We start from the raw sequence: 21445 nt of genomic DNA, 5'->3' as shown, positions 1-21445 counted from the left end.
AACCATTTGACGTTTTGCGCAAGAAAAGCAGAAATCATATCAGATTTCCGCCTTTTTACTCCATGCTTCAAGCTCTTCATCAGTAGCAAGCACATAATGCTCACCACCCAGATAATGCTGAGTCCCTAAGTTATAATCAATGCCGCTGGTCGCATAGTCATAAGCCAATGCGATTCTTTTCTTCTCAACATGCGGATTTGCATGCGGAATTGCCGACAGCAGACTCTTGGTATATGGGTGAATCGGATTGTTGAAGATTTCTTCCGTCGTCCCAGTTTCCACTAAATGTCCCAGATGCAGTACACCGATACGGTCAGAGATATATTTAACCATTGATAAATCATGGGCAATAAACAAATAAGCTGTATTTGTCTGCTTCTGAATTTCTTTCATTAGATTGACAACCTGTGCCTGAATGGATACATCCAGCGCGGAAATTGCTTCATCAGCAATAATCAGTTCAGGATCCATAATCAACGCACGGGCAATACCGATACGCTGACGCTGACCGCCGGAGAATTGATGCGGATAACGCATCGCATGCTCATGCGATAAGCCTACAAGTTCAAGAATCTTATAAACCTTTTCTTCACGTTCTTTTTCATCCTTGCAGAGATGATGGATATCCAGCCCTTCCGCAATAATATCAATAACCTTCTTGCGCGGATTCAGACAGGCCATCGGATCTTGGAAAATCATCTGCATCTTCGTGCGCAGATGCTTCACCTGATGCTGGCTCAGTTTGCCTGAAATATCAACGCCTTCAAAGGTAATCGTACCGGATGTAGGTTCGTATAGGCGGATAATTGAACGGCCGGTGGTTGACTTACCCGAACCGGATTCACCTACTAAACCATAGGTTTCGCCCGGATAGATCACAAATGAAATGCCGTCTACCGCTTTAACCGAATATTTCTTATTTACCTTAAAATGTTGTTTCAAGTCTTTAACTTCAAGTAAAGGAGTTCTTTCTTCCATCTTATTCATCCTCCTTCAGCATGTTATCGATACGATGACGCAAAGTCAGCGGCATCTCAACCTTAGGTGCATCTTCATGAAGCAGCCATGAAGATACACGATGCTTGCCGCCGACGTTGAACATTGGCGGTTCAAGCCTAAAGTCGATATTTAGAGCGTATTCATTACGAACCGCAAAGGCATCGCCTTCTACCTTGTTGAGCAAGTTAGGAGGGGTTCCCGGTATTGTATACAGAACTTCCTCATTGGTATTGACATCCGGCATTGAAGACAGCAGACCCCACGTATACGGATGACGAGGATCATAGAAAATCTCATCAACACTGCCCTTTTCAATGATTTTTCCTGCATACATAACTGCAACATAGTCAGCGACCTTCGCAACTACGCCTAAATCATGAGTAATATAAATAACCGATATATTCTTCTTCGCTTGGATTTCCTTGATCAATTCAAGAATTTTTGCCTGAATCGTCACATCCAGCGCCGTTGTTGGTTCATCACAAATCAAGATATCAGGATCACATGCCAAAGCGATGGCAATTACCACACGCTGCCGCATACCGCCGGACAGCTGGTGCGGATAATTCTTCATCCGCTTCTCAGGATCAGTAATCCCTACTTCTTCAAGCAGTTCTACGGCTTTTTTGTAAGCCTCTGCCTTGGAAACCTTATAATGATACATCATGCCTTCCATGATTTGTTTGCCGATCGTCATTGTTGGATTTAATGATGTCATCGGATCCTGGAAAACCATGGCAATATGCTTCCCGCAGATTTTATGCTGCATCTCCCTATTCGACAGCTTTAAAAGATCCTGTGAAACCTTTTCGCCATTTTCATCAGTATAATTAAAAATAATACTGCCGTCATTCACAAAGCCATTACCGCTGAGAATGCCCATGATTGCTTTTACCGTTACTGATTTACCAGAGCCGGATTCACCTACGATGGCAATTGTTTCGCCACGGAATAAGTCAAGACGGACACCGCGGATCGCATTAACGATACCATTGCTGGTTTTAAATGATATTGCCAGATCACGGATTGATAATACTCTTTCTTTTTCCATCTTCACTCACCTACATTTCCTTCATGGTCGGATCGAGCGCCTCTTTCAGACCATCTGCCAGCAAGTTGAAGCTAAGCATCAATACTGCCAATACAACTGCGGGAATCAAGGTCATAAACGGCGCAACCGTAAATGACTTAAAGCCATCAGAAATTAAAACACCCAGCGATACATTCGGAGCCGGAATACCCAGACCGATAAATGACAATGTTGTTTCCATAAAGATAGCATTAGGAATCGAGAACATTGACATGATAATCAATTGACCAATGATATTCGGCAGAATATCCTTAAAGATAATTCTGAGATTGCCGGCGCCCAAAGTTTTTGAAGCCAGAACATATTCCTGCTCCTTCAGTTTCAGCATCTGCGCACGCGCGACACGGCTCATGCCGATCCAGCCAGTCAGAATCAATACAAATAAAATCGGCACAATACCAGGTTTTAAAACAATCAGCATTAAGGTTGCGATAACTAGGGTAGGAATTGAATTGATAATTTCAACGATACGCTGCATTACCATATCCACCTTACCGCCAAAATAACCTGAAATTAAACCATAAGTCATACCGATGATCATATCAACAGCAACTGCCGCTGCCGCAATGATCAATGATACACGGGTACCGCTCCAAGTTCTCAGCCATAAATCACGGCCAAGCTCATCAGTACCAAATAAATAGTAAATACCTTCAACACCTTTTTTGGCATAGACATCGACACCTCTTGACATACCGTTAAAGATTCCTAAACGCTCAAGGCCAGGTATCTTTGGCGGCAGACTTTGATGAGCGACGTTAACACCGTTAATCGTATATTCTGAAAGCATCGGTGCCAGTACAGCCAGTAAAATGATAATCACTATACAAACCAGACCGACCAATGCGCCTTTATTTTCCTTTAAACGTGCAGCCACGTCTTTCCAGAAAGATTGATTTTCATAAACTTTATCGATGTAAAGATCCTTGCGGTGTGCCAGCTGAAAATCATCTTTAAGGAATACTGTATCTTGATTACTCATTGGTACCTCCTTTTACTAAGCGAATCCGCGGATCAATTACACCATATAATAAATCGACAGCAAACATTACAACTACATACAGCAAGCTGTAAATAAATGCGCATGCCATAACTACATTATAATCATTAGCCTGAATTCCCATTGTCAGCAGCTGACCGATACCTGGAATTGAAAACATTTTTTCAATAACCAATGAGCCGGTCATAACGCCTACAATCAGAGGTGCCATAACGGTGATTACCGGAATCAGCGTATTGCGCAGCGCATGACGGAAAATCAGAATCGGACGAGACAGCCCCTTTGATTGCGCAAGCAGCATATATTCACTGCCTAAGACATCAACCATTTCACTGCGGGTAAAGCGGGCAATCTGCGCGATTGAGAACAATGAGAGCGCGATGGTCGGCATAATACTGGAAACAAAAGGTTTCTGCAGCATAAAGATCGACGGCAGCCAATTCAAGGTCTTCGAGAACAATAAGATAAATAACATGGCAAACAGAAAGTTAGGTATTGAAACGCCTAATACCGCAAAGACAGATGTCAAGGTGTCAATCCAAGTATTTTTCTTTAAGGCTGATACAATACCAAGCACGATGCCTACTGGAACGCCGACAATAATTGCCTGCAAACCAAGACGGATCGATACCCATAAACGAGCATCCAGCATCTGAGAAATCGGCATATTCTTCTGAATCGAATAGCTGACACCCAAATCGCCCCGAAGCATCATCACCACATAATCTACAAAACGCACCAGGAATGGCCGATTCAAACCGTATTTAGTTTCAATGATCAAACGCTGGGCATCAGTCAGCTTTTCATCATTGAATGGTGTACCAGGCATGAATTCAAGCATCAAATACAAGACAAACAAAATAACCAAAAGGGTGACAGCCGATATAGCGACACGTTTTAGTACATATTTTGTCATTTTACCCCTCCTTTTCGTATGATTAAAAATAAAACAGCACAGTGCGAGAGCACTGTACTGTTAGAACTGCTTTCTACTCTCTTGTAAGATTCTTATAAATTGTAGGAACGCCTACTGAGTGGAATTCAAATCCGGATACGCCTGATTTGATCATAACGGCAGAACCAGTCTGATAAACCGGCAGGATGACTGCTTCATCCATAACGATCTTCTCAGCTTGTTTCAATGCTTCCCAGCGAGCGTCTAAATCAGAAGTAAGCTCACCCTTAGTCGCATTTTCAATCAACGCGTCATATTCAGCATTTGACCAATGGCCATAGTTGTAAGAAGCACCAGTAATCCACATATCAAGATAAGTCATTGGGTCAGCATAGTCAGGACCCCAGCGAGTTAAACCAATTTCGTAAGTGCCGTTTTGCATAGCCTGCAGACGTGCTTTCTTAGGCTGCTGCTTCAGATTCAAAGTAACACCCGGCAGCGTCGTTTCGATTTCAGACTTAACAAATTCAGCTACTTTCTTACTTGATTCAGTATCTTCAAATAACAATTCATATTCAAACGTATCTTTGCCTAATTCTTTCTTAGCGGCTTCAAAATATTCAAGAGCTTTAGCCTTATCAACATTCAGATAAGTATCCGTTGTATCACGGAAATCTTTGCCGTCCGGACCGACTGCCAATTTTACAGGAATTGCGAAATTAGCTGCAATCGAACCATCTTTTAACACATTTTCAGCAATCTGTTCTTTGTCATAAGCATAAGCAAAGGCAAGACGCAGGTTCTGATTTTCTAAACCGGCAACATCTTCATTTGGAGACATATACCATAAGTAACCACCTAATGTAATCGTATATTCAGGAGAATCTTTATACTGTTCAACCATTTCACCAGTCAGCTTAACATAATCAACTGTACCCTGTTCAAAGGCTACCATTGCAGATTGTGCGTCTTTGATGACCTGGAAGTTTAAATTATCAATTTTAACATTAGCAGCATCGTAATAGGTTTCATTTTTAACCATTTCATAATTAGCGCCCTGATTCCAAGCAGTCATCTTGAATGGGCCGTTAGCTAATAATGCATCTGGAGTCAATGCGTATTGATCACCAAATTGATTATAGAAATCTTCACGAATCGGATAGAATGATGGGAAAGCCATCAATTGATTAAAGAAAGGAACCGGATATTCAAGTTCAACCTTTAATGTTTTGTCATCAACAGCGCTGACACCTAATTCAGTCGTTGCCATTTCGCCATTAGTAACAGCAGAAGCGTTTTTAATACCCGCAACACCGATCATATAAGCATACTCAGAAGCGGTTGCCGGATCAGCTAAACGACGCCATGCAAATACGAAGTCATTCGCTGTAACTGGATTTCCGTCAGACCAGTTCGCATCGCGCAGAGTGAACGTATAAGTCAATCCGTCTTCACTTACCTGTTCATCAGAAGCGATAGCTAAAACCGCGTTGCCGTCAGCATCTAATGTATAGAGACCTTCAATTGTTGCAGCAATTGCTTCAAATGAAGTACCATCAGTCGCAAGGCATGTATCCATTGAGGAAAGTTCTACATCATTGGCAACCGTTACTGTCTTGGCACCGTCTGCAGTTCCTCCATTTCCACCGTTATCTCCATTACCGCCGCCACCGCAACCGGCAACCAGCGCTAACGTAAGAAATCCGGTAAGAAGCATTTTAAGCTTTTTCATAGTATTTCCTCCCTAACTTGTCCAAGCATGCAAGATACTTGATTGATGTTAGTATAAACCCTCTTTTCACACATTGTCAAGAAAAATTTCATTTTATTTTCATATGAAATGAAATATTTTACAATATCATTTCATATTTAACATCATTGTAAGAAAGCTTGATTTCATAAGCTATTTGCACATTAGTTAAATTTTGTTAGTTTTATATAGCATACATGTGTATCTATATTACGGACATACCGATATAATTTCATGCTATGAATGACTTGCTGAAAGTGTAGTTTTTGGAATTTTATGTGAATGATGAAAAGTCTAGCTTTCATACAGAAAAATAAAAAGTCCGCATTTCACGGACATTAATGCTTATCGATCAGCAGCAGATACGGTGCCTGACATCGGTTCGTTAATTGTATTCTGGTCACATCATAAATCTTAGCAGGTAATTTTTCACAATAGCTTTCAATTTCCGCACTTTCCGCAAGACCATGCGCAAAGCCTGGATATAATACAAGGATGATCCGGCCGCCGGTCAGAAGTCTTGGCAGCATCTGATCAAGGGCGCTGATGACCTCAAGCGCCTGTGTCGTTATGGCTTTATCACCATGTGGAAGATAGCCAAGATTAAAGATTCCGGCCTTAAACTGATCAACCGTATCCGCCGCTTTCGCATGTGAGGCAAGAATCAATTCTGCGCTTAGATTTCTTTCAGAGAGCGCCTGCTTGGTCAGCTTGATTGCTTCCATTTGAATATCAAAGCCAAATACATGCTGACAATGAACGGCTAGAAAGCATGTGTCAAATCCCTGCCCGCATGTAAAATCAACGGCTGTATCTGTTTCATTTAATACTTCACTCAAAAAGTCATGCGCTAAATCAACGATTTTCTTCATAGAGACACCCTCATTTCTTCGATAAGTATATCATAAAATGTTATAATAGAAACATTGAAAGGAGTGTTTCAGATGATTGAATTTACACTTGAGCCAGCATTATTAGAAATCTATGAGCAGCTGATACAACACGGCTATGAAGCTTATTTTGTCGGTGGCTGTGTTCGTGATGCATTAATGAAGCAGGTTCCTCATGATTATGATATAACCACCTCAGCACTCCCGAAGCAAGCTATGAGCTGCTTTGACAATCGCTTTAAAATCATTCCAACCGGACTGAAGCATGGCACTATTACCGTTCATTATCAACACCATGCGGTTGAGATTACAACCTTCCGCGCACAGGAAGTCTATGCAAATCATCGTTCGCCTGCCTCTTTAAATTTCACCCGCTCACTCAGCGAAGATTTAAAACGCCGTGATTTCACAATCAATGCCATGGCTTATGCGCCTGAAACTGGTTTAATTGATGAGCATCATGGCTTTGAAGATTTAAAAGCAGGCTTGATTCGCTGTGTCGGTGATCCAATCACACGCTTTCAAGAAGACGCGCTGCGCATTCTTCGCTGTGTACGTTTTGCCCATCGTTTTAATTTTGCTATTGAAGATAAGACACATCAGGCATTGATTGCCCAGCGTTCAGATCTGCATTATATATCTATTGAGCGGATTACGAGTGAATTTTTCAGTATGCTTACAGACGGCAATCCCGACTTATTAAAAATGCTCATCAGTCTTCAGCTGCTTGAAGAACTGCTGCCGGAAATGAATGGCTTAAACGATGATGAATTAAATTTGATCAATACACAGCTAAACACTCTGCCAAATTCATTGCCGCTTAAGCTTGCCGCATTGCTGTCACCTATCAATGAAGCTGAAGCTATATTAATGCGATGGAAGGTCAGCCGTCAATTAAGAGATTATGTACTTATGCTGCTTGATGCATTGCATACACCAATAGATAGTCCATACGCATTTAGAAAATGCCTCTATGATCATCATAATAATATAGCATGGATGAACGATCTGCTGATCCTGCGGCAAGCCTTCTTTCATGAAGATCACAAAGCCGCATTAACGCATCTGCGCCAGCTGAATCAAAATGACTTGATTGACCGTCAAAAACTGGCGGTTGATGGCAATGATTGTCAGCAGCTTGGTTTACAGGGTAAAGCGATCCGTGAATGCCTTGATCAATTAATCGACGCTGTTTTAAGCGAGGAAGTAAAAAACAATCGTGAAGATCTGATTAAATATATCGAAATAAGAAAAAAGTGATTTATTTGTATCTTTTACTTGTCAAGAGTGCCGATAAGTGATATATTTGTCTTATAAAGTGATAAATAGTTCACAGAAGGAGTCATTGTCAGTGAATAAATCTAAAATTAAAGGCTTAACCATAGCTGGTATTCTAATTGTTGTTTTAATGCTTTTGTCGGTTGGTTATGATTTGTTTTATAATGCTGGCCGCATCGTTTATCCAATGGATGCTTCAGCTTATGTTTTTCAGCTCAGCGATCTGCCGCTTTTAGCCTCGATCCTGCTGCTTCTCATTTATATCTGTGTGGTTATCATTATTCTGCTTAAAGCGAGCCTTAACCGCCAGAAAGCTTTACCGGCGCAAAATAAAACGCGAAAAATCAGTCCTAAGTTAGGTTATCTTGGTTTCCTTGGCTTTTTAGGTTTTGCCGGCATTTGGACTTATCAGATTGATGCTTCGATATTTCCTTTCTGCTTTTTTGTTTTCTTTGGCTTTTTCAGCTTTTTCCTGGAAGGTAAAATGTCGGACACATTGATTGATGAACGTTTTCAGCAAAACGCTCAAGCCGCCCAGCTAAAGGCATTAAAAATTGGTTTCACGATCATATTCCTTGCGGTTATCATCGTCTCTCAGGGACGCTTCATTCATAATCTTGACATGATTGCCATCATTCTGACCATCACGCTTTCTTTAGATATCGCCCTTACTTTATTTTTATGTGAGTATTTTCTGTACCGTCTGGATCATGACGAGCAATTATCGGAGTAAGTATGTCTGAATTTATTTGTAACTTAAAAAAATATCGGGTGCTGAAGGATCTGACTCAGGAACAGCTGGCAGAATTAGTAGGCGTGCGCCGCGAAACAATCATGCGGCTTGAAAAGGCGCAGTATAACCCCTCTCTAAAACTGGCGGTGGATATATCAAGAATTGTGGAAGCGCCCATTGAGGAAATCTTCATTTTCGAATAAGCATTCCATATTTACAAAAAGCATCTGAGATTTTCAGATGCTTTTTGTTGTTAAATGCATTCATTTTTCAGAATAGCCAAACATTCAGCCTGCTTATCTTGAGCAATAAATCCATCAAGTACCCTTAATTCCTGATCTGTTGGTTTAAAGGAGGAGATACGCAGATCAAGATCAATAGATTTCATGAATTCATGCAGTATCCGCATGCCTTCTGCAAGATCATCATTTTCACAAAAGCGATGATCGATACGGTGAAGCAATTTAAAAAGAAAGTCATGATATCGCTGATCTGTATAATACAGTTTCACAAAAGCAGGGAATGATATTGCAAGTGATTGACCATGATTTACGGTTGGTATCGCACTGGTTATCATCTCGCCAAAATGATGCGGTAAACCACCGCCGGCATTTGCTAAACATATTCCAGCCATCGTATCAGCTACCGCTAAATTAATCCTGCCCTCAATTGTTGGATGATGCCTCATAGCAGGCAAAGTATCAATGATCATACCCAAAGCATTCTCCGCTAGTGGCATTGCAACTGGCGAAAGACTATTTTTCATCGCAGATTCGCTGAGATGGCAAAAGGCGTCAAATGCAGTGCTGGCAGTCAATGAATAAGGGAGACTTTGCATTAATTCTGGATCGACAATCGCTTCATCAGGGAAAAATTCTCGTCTGTGAATGCCATGTTTTAAATTATTAGCTGCTGAAACCACTGCGCACTGCGTAACCTGCGAACCCGTTCCCGAGGTTGTGGGAACAGCAATCAGCGGTAAGGCATCAGGATTCTTTGAAGAAAAAACAAATGGGCTTTGCTTTATCATCAATTCGTTCCAATCTGCAATACCTGCCTTAGCACAATAAGCGATAATCTTAGCAGTATCAATAGCTGAACCGCCGCCTAGAGCAATGATTGCTTCAACGTTATTCTCGTGTGCCAGTTTGATTGCTTCATCAATCATTGGCATAACAGGGTTAGGGGTTACTTTTTGAAAGTTTACCAAATCATAACCAGCTTGGGTCATTAACTGTTTGACACGGTCAAACATTGGCTTTAAAGCCATGTTTTCATAAGGAGTCACAAGCAAAAATTTTCTGCCATAAAAAGAAGCAATTTCAGGCAATTCATTTAGCTGACCGCAGCCAAAATGTATTCGCGTTGGCTGGTAATGGTAAAAATTATTCAATACCATATTTTTCAGCTGCCTTATCAATTGCCTGTCTAATTTTTTGAACACCTTGCGTAATTCCTTCGGGTTCCTCATAAAGTGCTCTTGAGAAAATGAGTACATCAGGATTACAGGCAACTATTTCCTCAAGATTATAAGCCTTCATTCCGCCATCAACAGCTAATTCACAGGCAGGATTCTTTTCATCGATCAGCTTTCTTGCCCTGCAAATCAAATCTGTAACACTGCGCCGCCACGGCCACGAATAAGTTTCATTAGGCAGCGGTTTACCAGCCCCATGAGTCACAATATGTAAACGATCAATGTCATAAATTGATTCTTCAAGAAAACATAGCGGTGTATAACATCCGATTGTTAAACCAATCTTCATCTGTTTCTCATGGCACCAGTTAATAATATACGCTAATGGTGCGCCGATAAAATTCTCAGCTGGCAGCACTAACATTGAACAGCCTGCGGCTGCAATTTTATCAATAAAGATTTTATCGCAGTCTCTCGTATATAAATGACATTCAATTGGTTTATCAGTGACTGAACGTACTGCCCGAATAATCTGATGACCACCCATCAGCTGCAGATTACGCAAATCATACATATCCGCAGCATCCGAATGGCAATAGTCGGCGCCGGCATCCAATGCTTCTTTCATATTAGCGCAAACATTACCATAATCAAAGAAACCAGCCATACCAGCGGCAATTTTAATATGTTTCATATGTAACACTCCTTTCATCAACAATTCACATTATAAATTGAAAGATACAAAATACTTTCCAACAGCAGACACATCACTAATCCTGCCAATAACCCCAGCTTATCACGCTTTGCTAACCGCCGCTTCCAACTATCCGCCAAATGTATACTGCGCCAGTTAAAATATCTGAATATTGCCCATAGTGAGGCTGCTGCCGCTGGATAATTTAACAACAGCAAATTAATGACTGTCAGTATCATCAGATGCCAAAAACAGCTTTCAACATTTTGTTCATCCTTTAACGCCTTAACAACCAGATAGAAATAAGCCGCAATCACCAGCATCAGCATCGCAATCATAAAAAGAATATTCATCATTGGTTCAACACTTATCATTTCAAGAAAATTCACAGACCTCTGCAGCGCTATGAAATACAAACAGATAATATCCATTACGCCAATCATCAAGCTGAAATATTTAGCCATGTCAAGCATGACAAAGCGATCGGTTTTCAATAGTCTTTTAGCGTATTTCATCTTAAGAATTATTCATATTCAGTTTTTCTTTCACAGCTGCCGCCAAATTGGCGACTTTTGGTCCATAAATAATCTGATAAGCATTACCATTCTGCATTGTACCAATTGCTTCAAGCTGATCAACCCAATACTCTGGTTCCTTGACTGAAGCGGTATCCTTGACCGTGACCCTCAGCCGTGAAAAGCAATTTTCCAGTGTCTGAATGTTAGTTTCACCGCCAAATGCTTCAATAATTGCTGTAGCCAACGCTGAAACATCTTCTGTCTTGGTTTCCTTCGTATCTGCCTTCTTCAAACCAATACTTTCCTGATACTCTCGTTTGCTGTTCAAACGAATTTCCTTATTCGTCTCACGGCCAGGTGTTTTAAGATCAAATTTAACAATTGCCCATTTAAAGATAAAGTAATAAAGCGCAAAGAATAATGGAATCATCCAAATTAACGCCATAGCATGCATCTTCTGTGGCTGCAGCAGATTTGGAATCATAAACACTAGTGCAAAGCCCTGCAGGGCTACACCGCACGCTTCAGCTAATACCATTCCTAAGCCGCTAAGCGGCACATGAACAAGATAGAACAGCGCTGGGCTAGCCAGTAAAATCGTAAATTCAATAGGTTCAGTTATTCCTACAAAAGCAGCAGTGAATACAGCTGGTACTAATATTGCTGCAACTTTTTTTCGATTTTCTGGTTTAGCAGCTTGATACATAGCAAGAGCTGCGCCAGGAAAAGCCCCAAAGTTTTGTGGAAGCCGACCATTCGTCAAATTTCTGACTAAACATGAAGTAGCTGTCGGCGATCCTATTAGCGCATTCTCAATATTACGAATACCTGCATATTCAATACCATCCACAATCATTGTTCCGCCAAGATCTGTGTAAAGCAGTGGATTAGCAATCAGATGATGAATACCAAAAGGTAAAAGCGCTCGATTCAGCACTCCATATATAAAAGTACCAAACAAACCCGAATTACTGATATAAACGGATAAAGCTGTTAGTGCCCGATCCGCCATTGGCCATAAATAATAGCTGAGCGTACCGAAAACCACTGCGAATAATGGAATCAGCAATATTACAAACTTTGGTCCCTGAAAAAACTCAAACAGGTTTGGAAGCTTGATATCGCCCCATTTATTCATCGCCATACCTGCCGTTAAGCCACAAATAATAGAACTAAAAATACTCATATCATATGTATAAACACCTAATACACTCTTAAATAGCTTTGTATAAATAATTGCATCAGCTTCAAGATAGCCTAGATCATTAACTAAATGCTCAACATTTACTGTTTGAGCTGTAAAACCAGCCAATTCAGCGTTTTTACTAATTACTAGATTAAACGCCATAAACATAAACACACCGGCCAATGCAGCATAACCTTTATTTTTCTTAGCAATGCCAACTGATAAGCCAACCAAAAACCATAAAGGTAAATTAGACATAATCATCTGAGCAATTGACATAAAGAAATAGGCAATGCTGTAAGCCATTGTTCCCTTAGTAAATATGTAATTAACAAACGGACTCGCAAACCCCATTAAAATACCGCACACAACTAATATAATAATTGGCACCATAAGAGCACCGGCAAAATATTGGAAAATTCCTGTGATTTTGGTGAGGGTGTTGTTCTTTGTCTTTTCCATTCTGTTTCCCTTCCTTTTCAGTAAGTATGCGCATACCTTACACTTTCATTATAGGAGTGCTGACAACAAGAAAACAAGAAGGACTGCGTATCATCCAATTACTGAAAGTAACGGTAATTTTTTACGAAGTCCTTTCTTTTATTGATTTATTTTCACAAAATAGCGATGGATAATTTGACTGATATAGTTCAAATTCTCATAAGTAAAAGAGGGCGGCAGCAGCAGATATTCATCTGATGATAATTCACAAAGCGGCAGCGTTGACACAATCACATCACAGTCAAACTGTTTATAATCGTTGACCTTAAGTGGATTATATTGGAAGACACAGCTGACAACACCATCAGGAATATATTTATCAATCATATATAGCATATATTTCTGTTCAGCACTTCCACAATTGCAGACAAAAGCAATAGTAACTTTCGTTTTAACCTTTTCCGCATAGCCTGCTAGAAGCATAGTTAAACTGCAATGAAACTTTAAAACATATTTAAGCGGATAAACTGTCTGAATCATTTCATAGATTTCTTGCGCATAAAGAAAATAACGCGGAAAGTTTGCTTTTGTACGCGCACAAAAATCACTGGCAGTTGGTACAGCTTTTCTAACCTGATAAATGATTTCATTTTTTAATGCAGATTCAATATCTATTAATAAAGCATTCATTTCATCAGGATTTAATGGTATTCGTTTTGCTATGAATGTATTAATTTGCTGATGAAGTTCTAAACTGATCTGAATTTTTGCTTTTTGATCAGCAAGAATCTGCTTGTCATTATAAGTTTCACTGGCAAAAACAATACTGAATAAATAAAAAGCCTCTGCATCAGGCAAGTTAATCTTAAACAGTTTCATAACAATCTGCGCAAGTTCTCGCACATAGGTGGTTAATCCTGCTTTTTCTATCAAAGCAACATAACCATTAGGAAAACTGACTGTGTGCTTATTTAACAAACGCTGAATTGAAATATGCATCATTATAACAATTTGTTCAAGATCATATTTTAGAAATTCAAATCCATATAATTTCTGAATTTCCAGAATAAATTCATTATAAAGACTCTTATTATACACCTTTAGATATGTAGCAAGACAATCTTTCAAATGCAGAGGATCCGCATACTCCACTGACTGATTCTTAATAAATCGGTTAGTTTCATTATACCATTGAGCAATCGCAAGACGATGTCTTTTTTCACCGCAAATGATTTTTAGGCCACTGCTGCGAGTGCGTTCCAAACAGATATTGAGCGGCTGCAGCCAAGTCTCAACAGCTTCTAATGTTTTATATATTGTAGGCCGTGAAAGATGTAATTTGAACTCAAGGTATTTGACACGACAATTTTCTTCATTAAGCAGACAATGCAGAATATAATAAATGCGTTCTTGTTCAAAAAGAATTGGCTGATCATTTTTAATTTGAGCAGCAACAGCTGCCTTTAAACTAACCTCATCCTCAATGAGATAGCCAATTCCCTTTTTGACTCTGAGATGCAGCTGATTCTTAGCAGCAGCTTCCCGTACTTTCGGCATTGTGTTACTGATGGTTTTAACAGAAACATTACATTGCTTTGCTAGTTGAGCCCCTGTTAAGACAGTTTCACTTTGCAGAAGAATTTTAAACACCTGCAAATATAAATACTCAGACATATGAAAACCTCCTTCAATAATTCAGGGGTTTACTATTTCATATCATATCACTAATTGTTTCCTTTTGCATTTCCAGCTTATGGAAACTAATAGAGCATCAAGGCAATGAAAATTAATAAAGCTCCGAAATTCAACATTCAGAGCTTTTATTTGCCACAGTTAGCGGCATCGATGGCAAGTACCAGCAGTAAGCCATTAACTTCATCTTCTTCACGCATAATATCAAGCACATAGGTATCGCCCCATGCCAGCACCTTCTTATTAATATGCAGTATTGCCTCTTCACCATCATAAATATCATAATTCCAACCCAAATAATCACCTTCCACCTTCCATCCCATATATTCAACTTCATAATTATTTGAAAAAAAGGTAAAGTTCTTATAAATGGTTCCGATCACTTCGCCATTTATCTCTATCTCAAATTCCGGTAAAAAGGAAAGCACCTTTTGGTGAATCACACCCAATTCATTTCCTTCTTGATCATAGACATGAAGCTGATGCCCCCATGCGAAAATTTCCGCTTTTACATAATATTTAGGATTTTCATATTCATCATAAACATCATAGGTATCTGACCATGTAAATACCCTTTGTTTAATCAATAACCGCATTTTTATCACCTCTGATTACTTGATATTATAGCATTTAACCTAAGAAAATCAGCTAAGCTTACAAATGCGTCATATAAATATGAAAAGAATCATGGTTTTATCATAAAAAGGTTTGAAACATAATCAAAAGCAAAGTATAATAAGAACCGTGAAAGAGGGGTTAGGATGACAAAAGTAAGAACTCGTTTTGCGCCAAGTCCTACCGGTTATATGCATATCGGTAATTTGCGAACTGCTCTTTATGAATATTTAGTCGCAAAAAAAGAAGATGACGGCGTTTTTATTTTAAGAATTGAAGATACGGACCAAGGCCGTTTGGTTGAAGGTGCCACAGATATTATTTATGAAACATTAAAGCAATGCGGATTAAGTCATGATGAAGGACCGGATATCGGCGGAGAGTATGGACCTTATGTACAATCTGAACGGATGCGCTCAGGTATTTATAAGGAATATGCGATGAAGCTGGTTGAATTGGGCGGCGCACATGTCTGCTTCTGTAAAGAGGAAGATATTGAGGCTCAGCGTCAGGAAGTGATGGCTGCCGGTTTATCTTTTAAATATGATGATCCATGTAAACATTTAAGCAAGGAAGAAATTGATGCGCGTATCGCGGCTGGTGAAGCTTATGTAATTCGCCAAAACATTGATCCAGTGGGCACAACTTCATTTGAAGATGAGGTTTATGGTACCATTACGGTTGATAACGCAACCCTTGATGAAAGTATTTTGCTGAAATCAGATGGTTTCCCTACCTATAACTTTGCCAACATCATTGATGATCATATGATGGATATAACGCATGTAGTCCGCGGTAATGAATATCTTTCAAGCACACCGAAATATAACCTGATTTATCAGGCTTTCGATTGGAAGATTCCAACCTACATTCACTGTCCGCCAGTGATGAAAGATGAACAGCACAAGCTGTCAAAACGCAATGGCGATGCTTCATTCCAGGATCTTGTTGCGAAAGGTTATCTGCCGGAAGCGATTATCAATTACATCGCGCTGTTAGGCTGGGCACCAGAAAGTGAACAAGAGATTTACAGCCTAGAGGAATTAAAGAAAGCCTTCAACGTAAAACGCATCAATACCTCAGGAGCTATCTTTGATATTGAGAAGCTGACTTGGATGAATGGCATGTATCTGCGTAAGATGGAACTGGAAGAATTCTATGAACTAGTTCTGCCATATATTAATCAAGCGGTTAAAACTGAAAGCTATGATAAGAAAGAAATTGCGAAGATTCTTCAAACCCGTGTTTCAGTATTAAATGAAATACCGGAAATGATTGATTTCTTCGACAATTATCCTGTTTACAGCAATGAGTTGTATATCAACAAGAAAATGAAGACGAATGAGGAAATTTCACTGAATTCATTGATTGCCGCCAGAAAAGAGCTGGCAGGCTTAACTGAATGGTGTGAAACCTCAATTCATGATACATTGATGAATTTAGTACAGACCCTAGGAATCAAGAATGGTCAGCTGCTGTTCCCAGTACGTATTGCTGTATCAGGCAAACAAATGACACCGGGCGGTGCGATTGAAATTGCGGAAATTATCGGCAAGGAAGAAACTCTGCGCCGCATTGACGCATCCATTGCTCAATTACAAAAATAAAAGAAATCCTGCAAATCAGTTCAGCTGAAAATGCAGGATTTTTATTTTAAAATTAAACAGTCTCATTCAGCCATGCTGCAGGCATACTTAAATTAGCCGGCAGTTTTGTCTGCGCATTCCCTCTTGCCGCATTGATTTGCCCCTGAGTCAGAAAACAGCTATGACTAAGATCTGTACCTCTGATGTCAGTATCACGCAGATCAGCGCCTAAAAAATTCGTCATTGTTAACCTGCAGCCTCTTAAATCCGCCGCCATCAGCAGACACATGCTGTAATCATGACCGCTCAGATCAGCCTTTTTGAAATTTCTTCCCGGCGCGTCATGGCCTATAATATGCTTGCCGCAGGCTTGACAGCTGATCGAACCACACGCTTGCTTTAACCGCTGATTCACTCGATGCCGCAGTCTCTCAACATCACACGCCGCCAATTGAACCGCTGATTCATTTAATTCTTCCACAATCTCATTGATATATCCATCAATTTCTTTCATCAGCTTCAAATCCTTTAAAAGATCATTCGCCGCACTCAGATACCAGAGCATTTGATGCAGCTGCACAGCCTTGATAAAGACATCAAACATTAATGCTTTATCAGCTTGCCGCCAATCAGCACCTTTAAACACATGCTGAGTCACCCATTGTCCGGCACCAAAACAGTCATAAGCCATACAGCCTTTCATTTTTCGTGAACTCAATTCATCATGAATCTCACATTTAAAATCAGCACATAAGTGCTGACATGGCACCCCTGCCGCTTTATTCTGCGGGAAACCCTCGCTTTTCGCAAAATACAGGGCTGTACAGCAAAGCCCGCAGCATTTCGCACAGTCAATTTTAAATCGATCGCAACCATTATATTCCATATCTCTATTCCTTTTCTATCAACTGATATATAAACTTGTCAATCCATTCTCTAGGCGTGATAAAATAGATTGTCAGATTAAACAGGATTAAAATCAAAGGGTAGTAAGCGGGCCAGACAGTACGAAAATAGCTCAAGCATTTTATCAAAACTGAACTAATCAAAAGAATCAGCAGCAGCAAAGCAATCAAATTTATCTTTCGATAATGATACTGATATTGCTTATGACATGCCTCGCAGTCAGCCTGCTTGATGATTCGATTTACTTTTAATTGCTGATGACAATTGGGACAGCGCATCCGCATTTCCCCTTTCCACCTATGAATATTGTAACGTATAACAGATATAAATTGCAACGCAAGAAAAAACCAGGCATTAAAACCTGGTAAATTTCTTTATTGCGGCTTATGGAAAACAATCGCCCGGTCATAGACAATTTCATTATAGTCAGGGCCTACACCCGTAGCTTCTTCAATATAAGCACGGAAGGCAATCAGCATATCAGCACCGTCATCCAAGCCATAATATTTGCCATCCTCATTGCCTGTACTCTTTGGCACAATGGCACTGTATGGCTCATTGCCGTAGCGATCCAGCTTATAAACATAATAATTATCCGCGTCATGGCTGCCATTATTCAAATAAGCATCCGCTGAACCAATAAATTGATCATCATAAACACTGGTAACCCCATTCAGTTTCTCAACACCATACAATACCGCATTGGAATAAATTGCTTTATTTGTCTTAGTATGATTTACACCATAAATCACAACAAAATCCTCATCGCTGTTGAAGGTAAAATAATCGGTGCTTAAATAAGAAGTATCACGATTATCACCCTTGCCATTTAAAGTATTAAAAATTGAAGTAATGCCGTCAGGTACTGAAATATGCGGCATCAGCTCCGTATATGTGTACCCTTGAGCCGTATACTTATCAAGAATAGACTGACGGATCTGATCAAGATCTTTTGAAGCATAACCCAGCTGAGCTGCTTCATGTTCACCGGTTCCTCTTGATACAACCTTTAATGCCGGGATTTCCTCAACAGCATCCTTTACCTTAGGGGTAATACGATAAAGCGTTGATGTCTGTGCTAAGTTAGCCATATATTGCTTATTGGCTTCACTATCGGCAGGCTGTGATACACGACCTAAGATACCAAATGTATCAGCTCCCTTTTCAAGTCCGAGATTTAACGTTTGTGATGGAATTTCCAGTACATTGATGATCTCAGAAGGAATTCCGCTTTCAATCAGCAATGATTTCATTTCTTCATTCGTATTCTTGTCACCGCCCATAACGATTACAGCTTTGGAACCAAAAGCATCTGTTTTTTGATCAAGCAGCGCTGTTGAAGCGATATTGCGGTTATTCAGTTGATCACCGAGACTGCCGAAAATCACATTGTAATTGCCTGATTCTTCACTGCCTTTTACGGTTAAAGCATATTTATCATAGCTCAGATCCATTGTTGGGTCATTCGCGGTAAGCATCAAGTATGCACCGATTGAGAAGTATTTACATTCCTGCGGTAATTCAAGCATTAAGACGATAGCCTCATCCTCACGCAGCTTATAAGACCAGCCGACCGGCGCAAAATATGGATTAGCCGGGGCATTTTCAATTGCCGGATCATCAAATTTACCTGCTTCCTCATCCGCCCAGTTAAGCGCCGCGATCCCCTTGGCAGCATTCTGTTCCGGTGCCGGCGGCAGGAAGGCTACCTGATAGCTTGATCCCTGATTATTACCGAAGCAGGAAGTCAGCTGTCCCTTACTGGCAAGCTCAAGCGTGTCCACTTCTTTATACGTTCCTTCCTGAACATAGTAATTTTCTTCAAGACGAGCAGCAAAGCTATCCAGATTTACCGCTTTATCATTCAGCTTGTCTGAGGATATCCCAGTAATGTTAGAACATCCAGCCATAAGCAGCATCGCGCTCAGCGCTGCCGCGGTCATTTTCTTTTTCATAAAACGCTCCTTTCAATGTTCGACATATCTTTATCGAATGTCGAACATTAGATTATCACATTAAAGACATTTTGTAAACCCTGATTGTTGACGGAATCATAGTTGCATGCTACAATTTCCAAAACAGACATTAAAAGAGGTGAGTCCAATGAATCGTGAAGAAGCCATACAAGAAGCCCGTAATTTCCATTGCCCGCGCTACCATGAGCTGCCGGATATCGGTCTTTATCTGGAACAGGTCATCAACGTTGTGACTTCCGCGCTCACACCGATCAGCCTGCAGGGGAATGAGATTATCACCGGTGCGATGATCAGCAATTATATAAAAAATAATGCTCTGCCTTCACCCGTTAAAAAGAAATATTATCGCCAGCATCTTTGTTATATGATTGTTTTAGGTATTTTAAAACAAGTCTTTACGGTTCAGCAGATTGGCCAGTTCTTTCAAATCCAGCAAGAAACATATGATCTGCAGACAGCCTATGATTATTTCTGTACTGAGTTTGAAAATGCGTTAAGAGAAGCCTTTGATTTTACCGGTGAACCGCTGCCTTCACTGGAAACAAAACGCACGCAGCAAACGATTCTTGTCCGCGCGATGGTATTGGCTGCCGCTAACCGCGTCTATGTAGAAAAGGTTTATCTTTAATCATTTATAAAATTAAACACTGCACGCAGTGTTCTTTTATTATCCGAAACAAAAGCCAGCTTACGCTGACTTATTGTTTTAATTATTTGGTACTGCTTTTTCTTCTTTTTGTTCAATTGGTTTGCGCAGTAAGCCCATCATAACGGCTGCGACAATCGTTCCCACCACGATAGCTACAACAAAGCCGACTTTGCCATCGACCATCGGCAAGGTAATAAAGCTGCCATGCGGAACCGGTGAGGATACGCCAGTCAATGACGCGATGACCGCCGCGACAATACAGCCGGTGATCGTTGACGGCAGGATATGCTTCAAATCAGCAATTACAAATGGAATTGCTCCCTCGGTAATGCCCATGAAGCCCATGATACCCGCGGTCTTAGCCGCATTGCGGTCTGCCTGAGTCCATTTATTCTTAAACAATACTGTTGATAAGAAGATTGCCATTGGCGGAATACCCGGACATACACGATAAATACCGTTTGGCCCCATAACACCTTCCGCAATCAACGCAATAGTAAACATCGTCACTGTCTTAGTAATTGGACCACCCATATCAATCTCACAGATCGCACCGATAATGATTGCGAATAAAAGCTGATTGGTGCCGTTCATATTGGTCAGGAAATCCATCAAGATATTGATTAATTCACCCATTGGGTTAGCAATACAATATATATAGAAGATACCTAAAACAAATGTTGAAACAACCGGTACAATTAAAATCGGCATAATTGATTTAATCGCGTTGGGAACCTTCCAGCTCTTCATCCAGCGAACAAAATAACCCGCTAATATACCTAAAATCAAAGCACCCAGAAAACCTGTCTTAGCCCCTGTATCACCAATCGTATTATTGGCGATATACCCTAAAATAAAGCCTGGCACCAACCCTGGACGGCCGGCAATTGAATAAGCGATATAAGCGGCTAATACTGGAATCATCATAAATAAACCAGCCGCGCCAATAATTTTTAAGTTAGCCATAAATGAATTGGCAACGACAATACCGGTAGAGGTCGCATCACCGCCCAGCAATGAGAATGAGAACAGGATACCGCCGGCAACTACTAATGGCATCATGTATGATGTTCCTGTCAACAACGCTTTTTGAATATTTTTTAATTCTTTCTTTAACCCTTCCATAATGT

Annotated in this window: 20 protein-coding genes and 1 pseudogene; 5 read left to right on the top strand and 16 right to left on the bottom strand. The window is 40.3% G+C overall.

Annotation, left to right across the window (positions count from 1 at the left end):
* Nucleotides 1–39: 39 nt before the first annotated feature.
* From DWZ33_RS12105 to mnmM, 6 genes and pseudogenes are all read right to left on the bottom strand, one after another.
* A complete protein-coding gene (locus DWZ33_RS12105) occupies nucleotides 40–978 on the bottom strand; it encodes an ABC transporter ATP-binding protein (protein ID WP_022938284.1) in 939 nt (312 codons plus the stop codon).
* Between the two features lies 1 nt (nucleotide 979).
* Nucleotides 980–2050 (bottom strand): ABC transporter ATP-binding protein, encoded by a 1071-nt coding sequence (locus DWZ33_RS12100; protein WP_022938285.1) that lies wholly within the window; start codon nucleotides 2048–2050, stop codon nucleotides 980–982.
* 10 nt (nucleotides 2051–2060) lie between these two features.
* A complete protein-coding gene (locus DWZ33_RS12095) occupies nucleotides 2061–3071 on the bottom strand; it encodes an ABC transporter permease (RefSeq protein WP_118454986.1) in 1011 nt (336 codons plus the stop codon).
* Nucleotides 3064–4005: an ABC transporter permease gene (locus DWZ33_RS12090; RefSeq protein ID WP_022938287.1), complete on the bottom strand. Its 942-nt coding sequence runs from the start codon at nucleotides 4003–4005 to the stop codon at nucleotides 3064–3066. Before DWZ33_RS12090 ends, DWZ33_RS12095 begins: the two co-directional genes overlap by 8 nt.
* Before the next feature lie 73 nt (nucleotides 4006–4078).
* Entirely contained in the window at nucleotides 4079–5716 is a 1638-nt protein-coding gene (locus DWZ33_RS12085; RefSeq protein ID WP_022938288.1) for a peptide ABC transporter substrate-binding protein, read from the bottom strand.
* Between the two features lie 356 nt (nucleotides 5717–6072).
* Nucleotides 6073–6615 (bottom strand): annotated as a pseudogene (mnmM, locus tag DWZ33_RS12080) (tRNA 5-(aminomethyl)-2-thiouridylate-methyltransferase MnmM); the annotation flags it as partial.
* Between the two features lie 63 nt (nucleotides 6616–6678).
* Here mnmM and DWZ33_RS12075 point away from each other — a divergent pair.
* From DWZ33_RS12075 to DWZ33_RS12065, 3 genes are all read left to right on the top strand, one after another.
* Nucleotides 6679–7884, top strand: a complete 1206-nt coding sequence (locus tag DWZ33_RS12075) for a CCA tRNA nucleotidyltransferase (protein WP_118454984.1) — start codon at nucleotides 6679–6681, stop codon at nucleotides 7882–7884.
* 91 nt (nucleotides 7885–7975) lie between these two features.
* Nucleotides 7976–8635: a DUF2178 domain-containing protein gene (locus tag DWZ33_RS12070; protein WP_244925875.1), complete on the top strand. Its 660-nt coding sequence runs from the start codon at nucleotides 7976–7978 to the stop codon at nucleotides 8633–8635.
* Between the two features lie 2 nt (nucleotides 8636–8637).
* Nucleotides 8638–8838 (top strand): helix-turn-helix transcriptional regulator, encoded by a 201-nt coding sequence (locus DWZ33_RS12065; RefSeq protein ID WP_118454983.1) that lies wholly within the window; start codon nucleotides 8638–8640, stop codon nucleotides 8836–8838.
* A 50-nt stretch (nucleotides 8839–8888) separates the two neighbouring features.
* Here DWZ33_RS12065 and DWZ33_RS12060 read toward each other — a convergent pair whose 3' ends face one another.
* The 6 genes from DWZ33_RS12060 to DWZ33_RS12035 all read right to left on the bottom strand — a co-directional run bounded on the left by DWZ33_RS12060 (nucleotide 8889) and on the right by DWZ33_RS12035 (nucleotide 15179).
* Entirely contained in the window at nucleotides 8889–10034 is a 1146-nt protein-coding gene (locus DWZ33_RS12060; protein WP_182425689.1) for an iron-containing alcohol dehydrogenase, read from the bottom strand.
* A complete protein-coding gene (locus DWZ33_RS12055; RefSeq protein WP_118454981.1) occupies nucleotides 10021–10746 on the bottom strand; it encodes a ribulose-phosphate 3-epimerase in 726 nt (241 codons plus the stop codon). Before DWZ33_RS12055 ends, DWZ33_RS12060 begins: the two co-directional genes overlap by 14 nt.
* Nucleotides 10747–10763: 17 nt before the next feature.
* Nucleotides 10764–11261, bottom strand: a complete 498-nt coding sequence (locus DWZ33_RS12050; RefSeq protein ID WP_118454980.1) for a hypothetical protein — start codon at nucleotides 11259–11261, stop codon at nucleotides 10764–10766.
* A 1-nt stretch (nucleotide 11262) separates the two neighbouring features.
* A complete protein-coding gene (locus tag DWZ33_RS12045; RefSeq protein WP_118454979.1) occupies nucleotides 11263–12912 on the bottom strand; it encodes a PTS transporter subunit EIIC in 1650 nt (549 codons plus the stop codon).
* A gap of 138 nt (nucleotides 12913–13050) precedes the next feature.
* Complete coding sequence (locus DWZ33_RS12040; protein WP_118454978.1) at nucleotides 13051–14565, bottom strand: BglG family transcription antiterminator; 1515 nt, start codon at nucleotides 14563–14565, stop codon at nucleotides 13051–13053.
* Between the two features lie 146 nt (nucleotides 14566–14711).
* Nucleotides 14712–15179 carry an LURP-one-related/scramblase family protein gene (locus DWZ33_RS12035; protein ID WP_022938293.1) on the bottom strand — a complete coding sequence of 156 codons (468 nt, stop codon included), beginning with the start codon at nucleotides 15177–15179 and terminating at the stop codon, nucleotides 14712–14714.
* A 165-nt stretch (nucleotides 15180–15344) separates the two neighbouring features.
* On the opposite strand from DWZ33_RS12035, the gene gltX reads away from it, so the two are divergent.
* Entirely contained in the window at nucleotides 15345–16805 is a 1461-nt protein-coding gene (gene gltX / locus DWZ33_RS12030; RefSeq protein ID WP_118454977.1) for a glutamate--tRNA ligase, read from the top strand.
* Between the two features lie 52 nt (nucleotides 16806–16857).
* Here gltX and DWZ33_RS12025 read toward each other — a convergent pair whose 3' ends face one another.
* From DWZ33_RS12025 to DWZ33_RS12015, 3 genes are all read right to left on the bottom strand, one after another.
* Nucleotides 16858–17670 carry a pentapeptide repeat-containing protein gene (locus tag DWZ33_RS12025; protein WP_118454976.1) on the bottom strand — a complete coding sequence of 271 codons (813 nt, stop codon included), beginning with the start codon at nucleotides 17668–17670 and terminating at the stop codon, nucleotides 16858–16860.
* A gap of 4 nt (nucleotides 17671–17674) precedes the next feature.
* Nucleotides 17675–17974: a hypothetical protein gene (locus DWZ33_RS12020; RefSeq protein WP_118454975.1), complete on the bottom strand. Its 300-nt coding sequence runs from the start codon at nucleotides 17972–17974 to the stop codon at nucleotides 17675–17677.
* Between the two features lie 90 nt (nucleotides 17975–18064).
* Complete coding sequence (locus tag DWZ33_RS12015) at nucleotides 18065–19645, bottom strand: hypothetical protein (protein ID WP_118454974.1); 1581 nt, start codon at nucleotides 19643–19645, stop codon at nucleotides 18065–18067.
* A 148-nt stretch (nucleotides 19646–19793) separates the two neighbouring features.
* On the opposite strand from DWZ33_RS12015, the gene DWZ33_RS12010 reads away from it, so the two are divergent.
* Nucleotides 19794–20294 carry a DUF1836 domain-containing protein gene (locus tag DWZ33_RS12010; protein ID WP_022938298.1) on the top strand — a complete coding sequence of 167 codons (501 nt, stop codon included), beginning with the start codon at nucleotides 19794–19796 and terminating at the stop codon, nucleotides 20292–20294.
* 78 nt (nucleotides 20295–20372) lie between these two features.
* Here DWZ33_RS12010 and DWZ33_RS12005 read toward each other — a convergent pair whose 3' ends face one another.
* Nucleotides 20373–21440 (bottom strand): PTS fructose transporter subunit IIC, encoded by a 1068-nt coding sequence (locus tag DWZ33_RS12005; RefSeq protein WP_022938299.1) that lies wholly within the window; start codon nucleotides 21438–21440, stop codon nucleotides 20373–20375.
* Between the last annotated feature and the right edge of the window lie 5 nt (nucleotides 21441–21445).

This window comes from Dielma fastidiosa, from assembly GCF_003475485.1.
In the GTDB taxonomy this organism is placed as follows: Bacteria; Bacillota_I; Bacilli_A; order Erysipelotrichales; family Erysipelotrichaceae; genus Dielma; species Dielma fastidiosa.
Note: the sequence above shows the minus strand (reverse complement) of the source record. Positions and strands in the feature narration are given on the sequence as shown.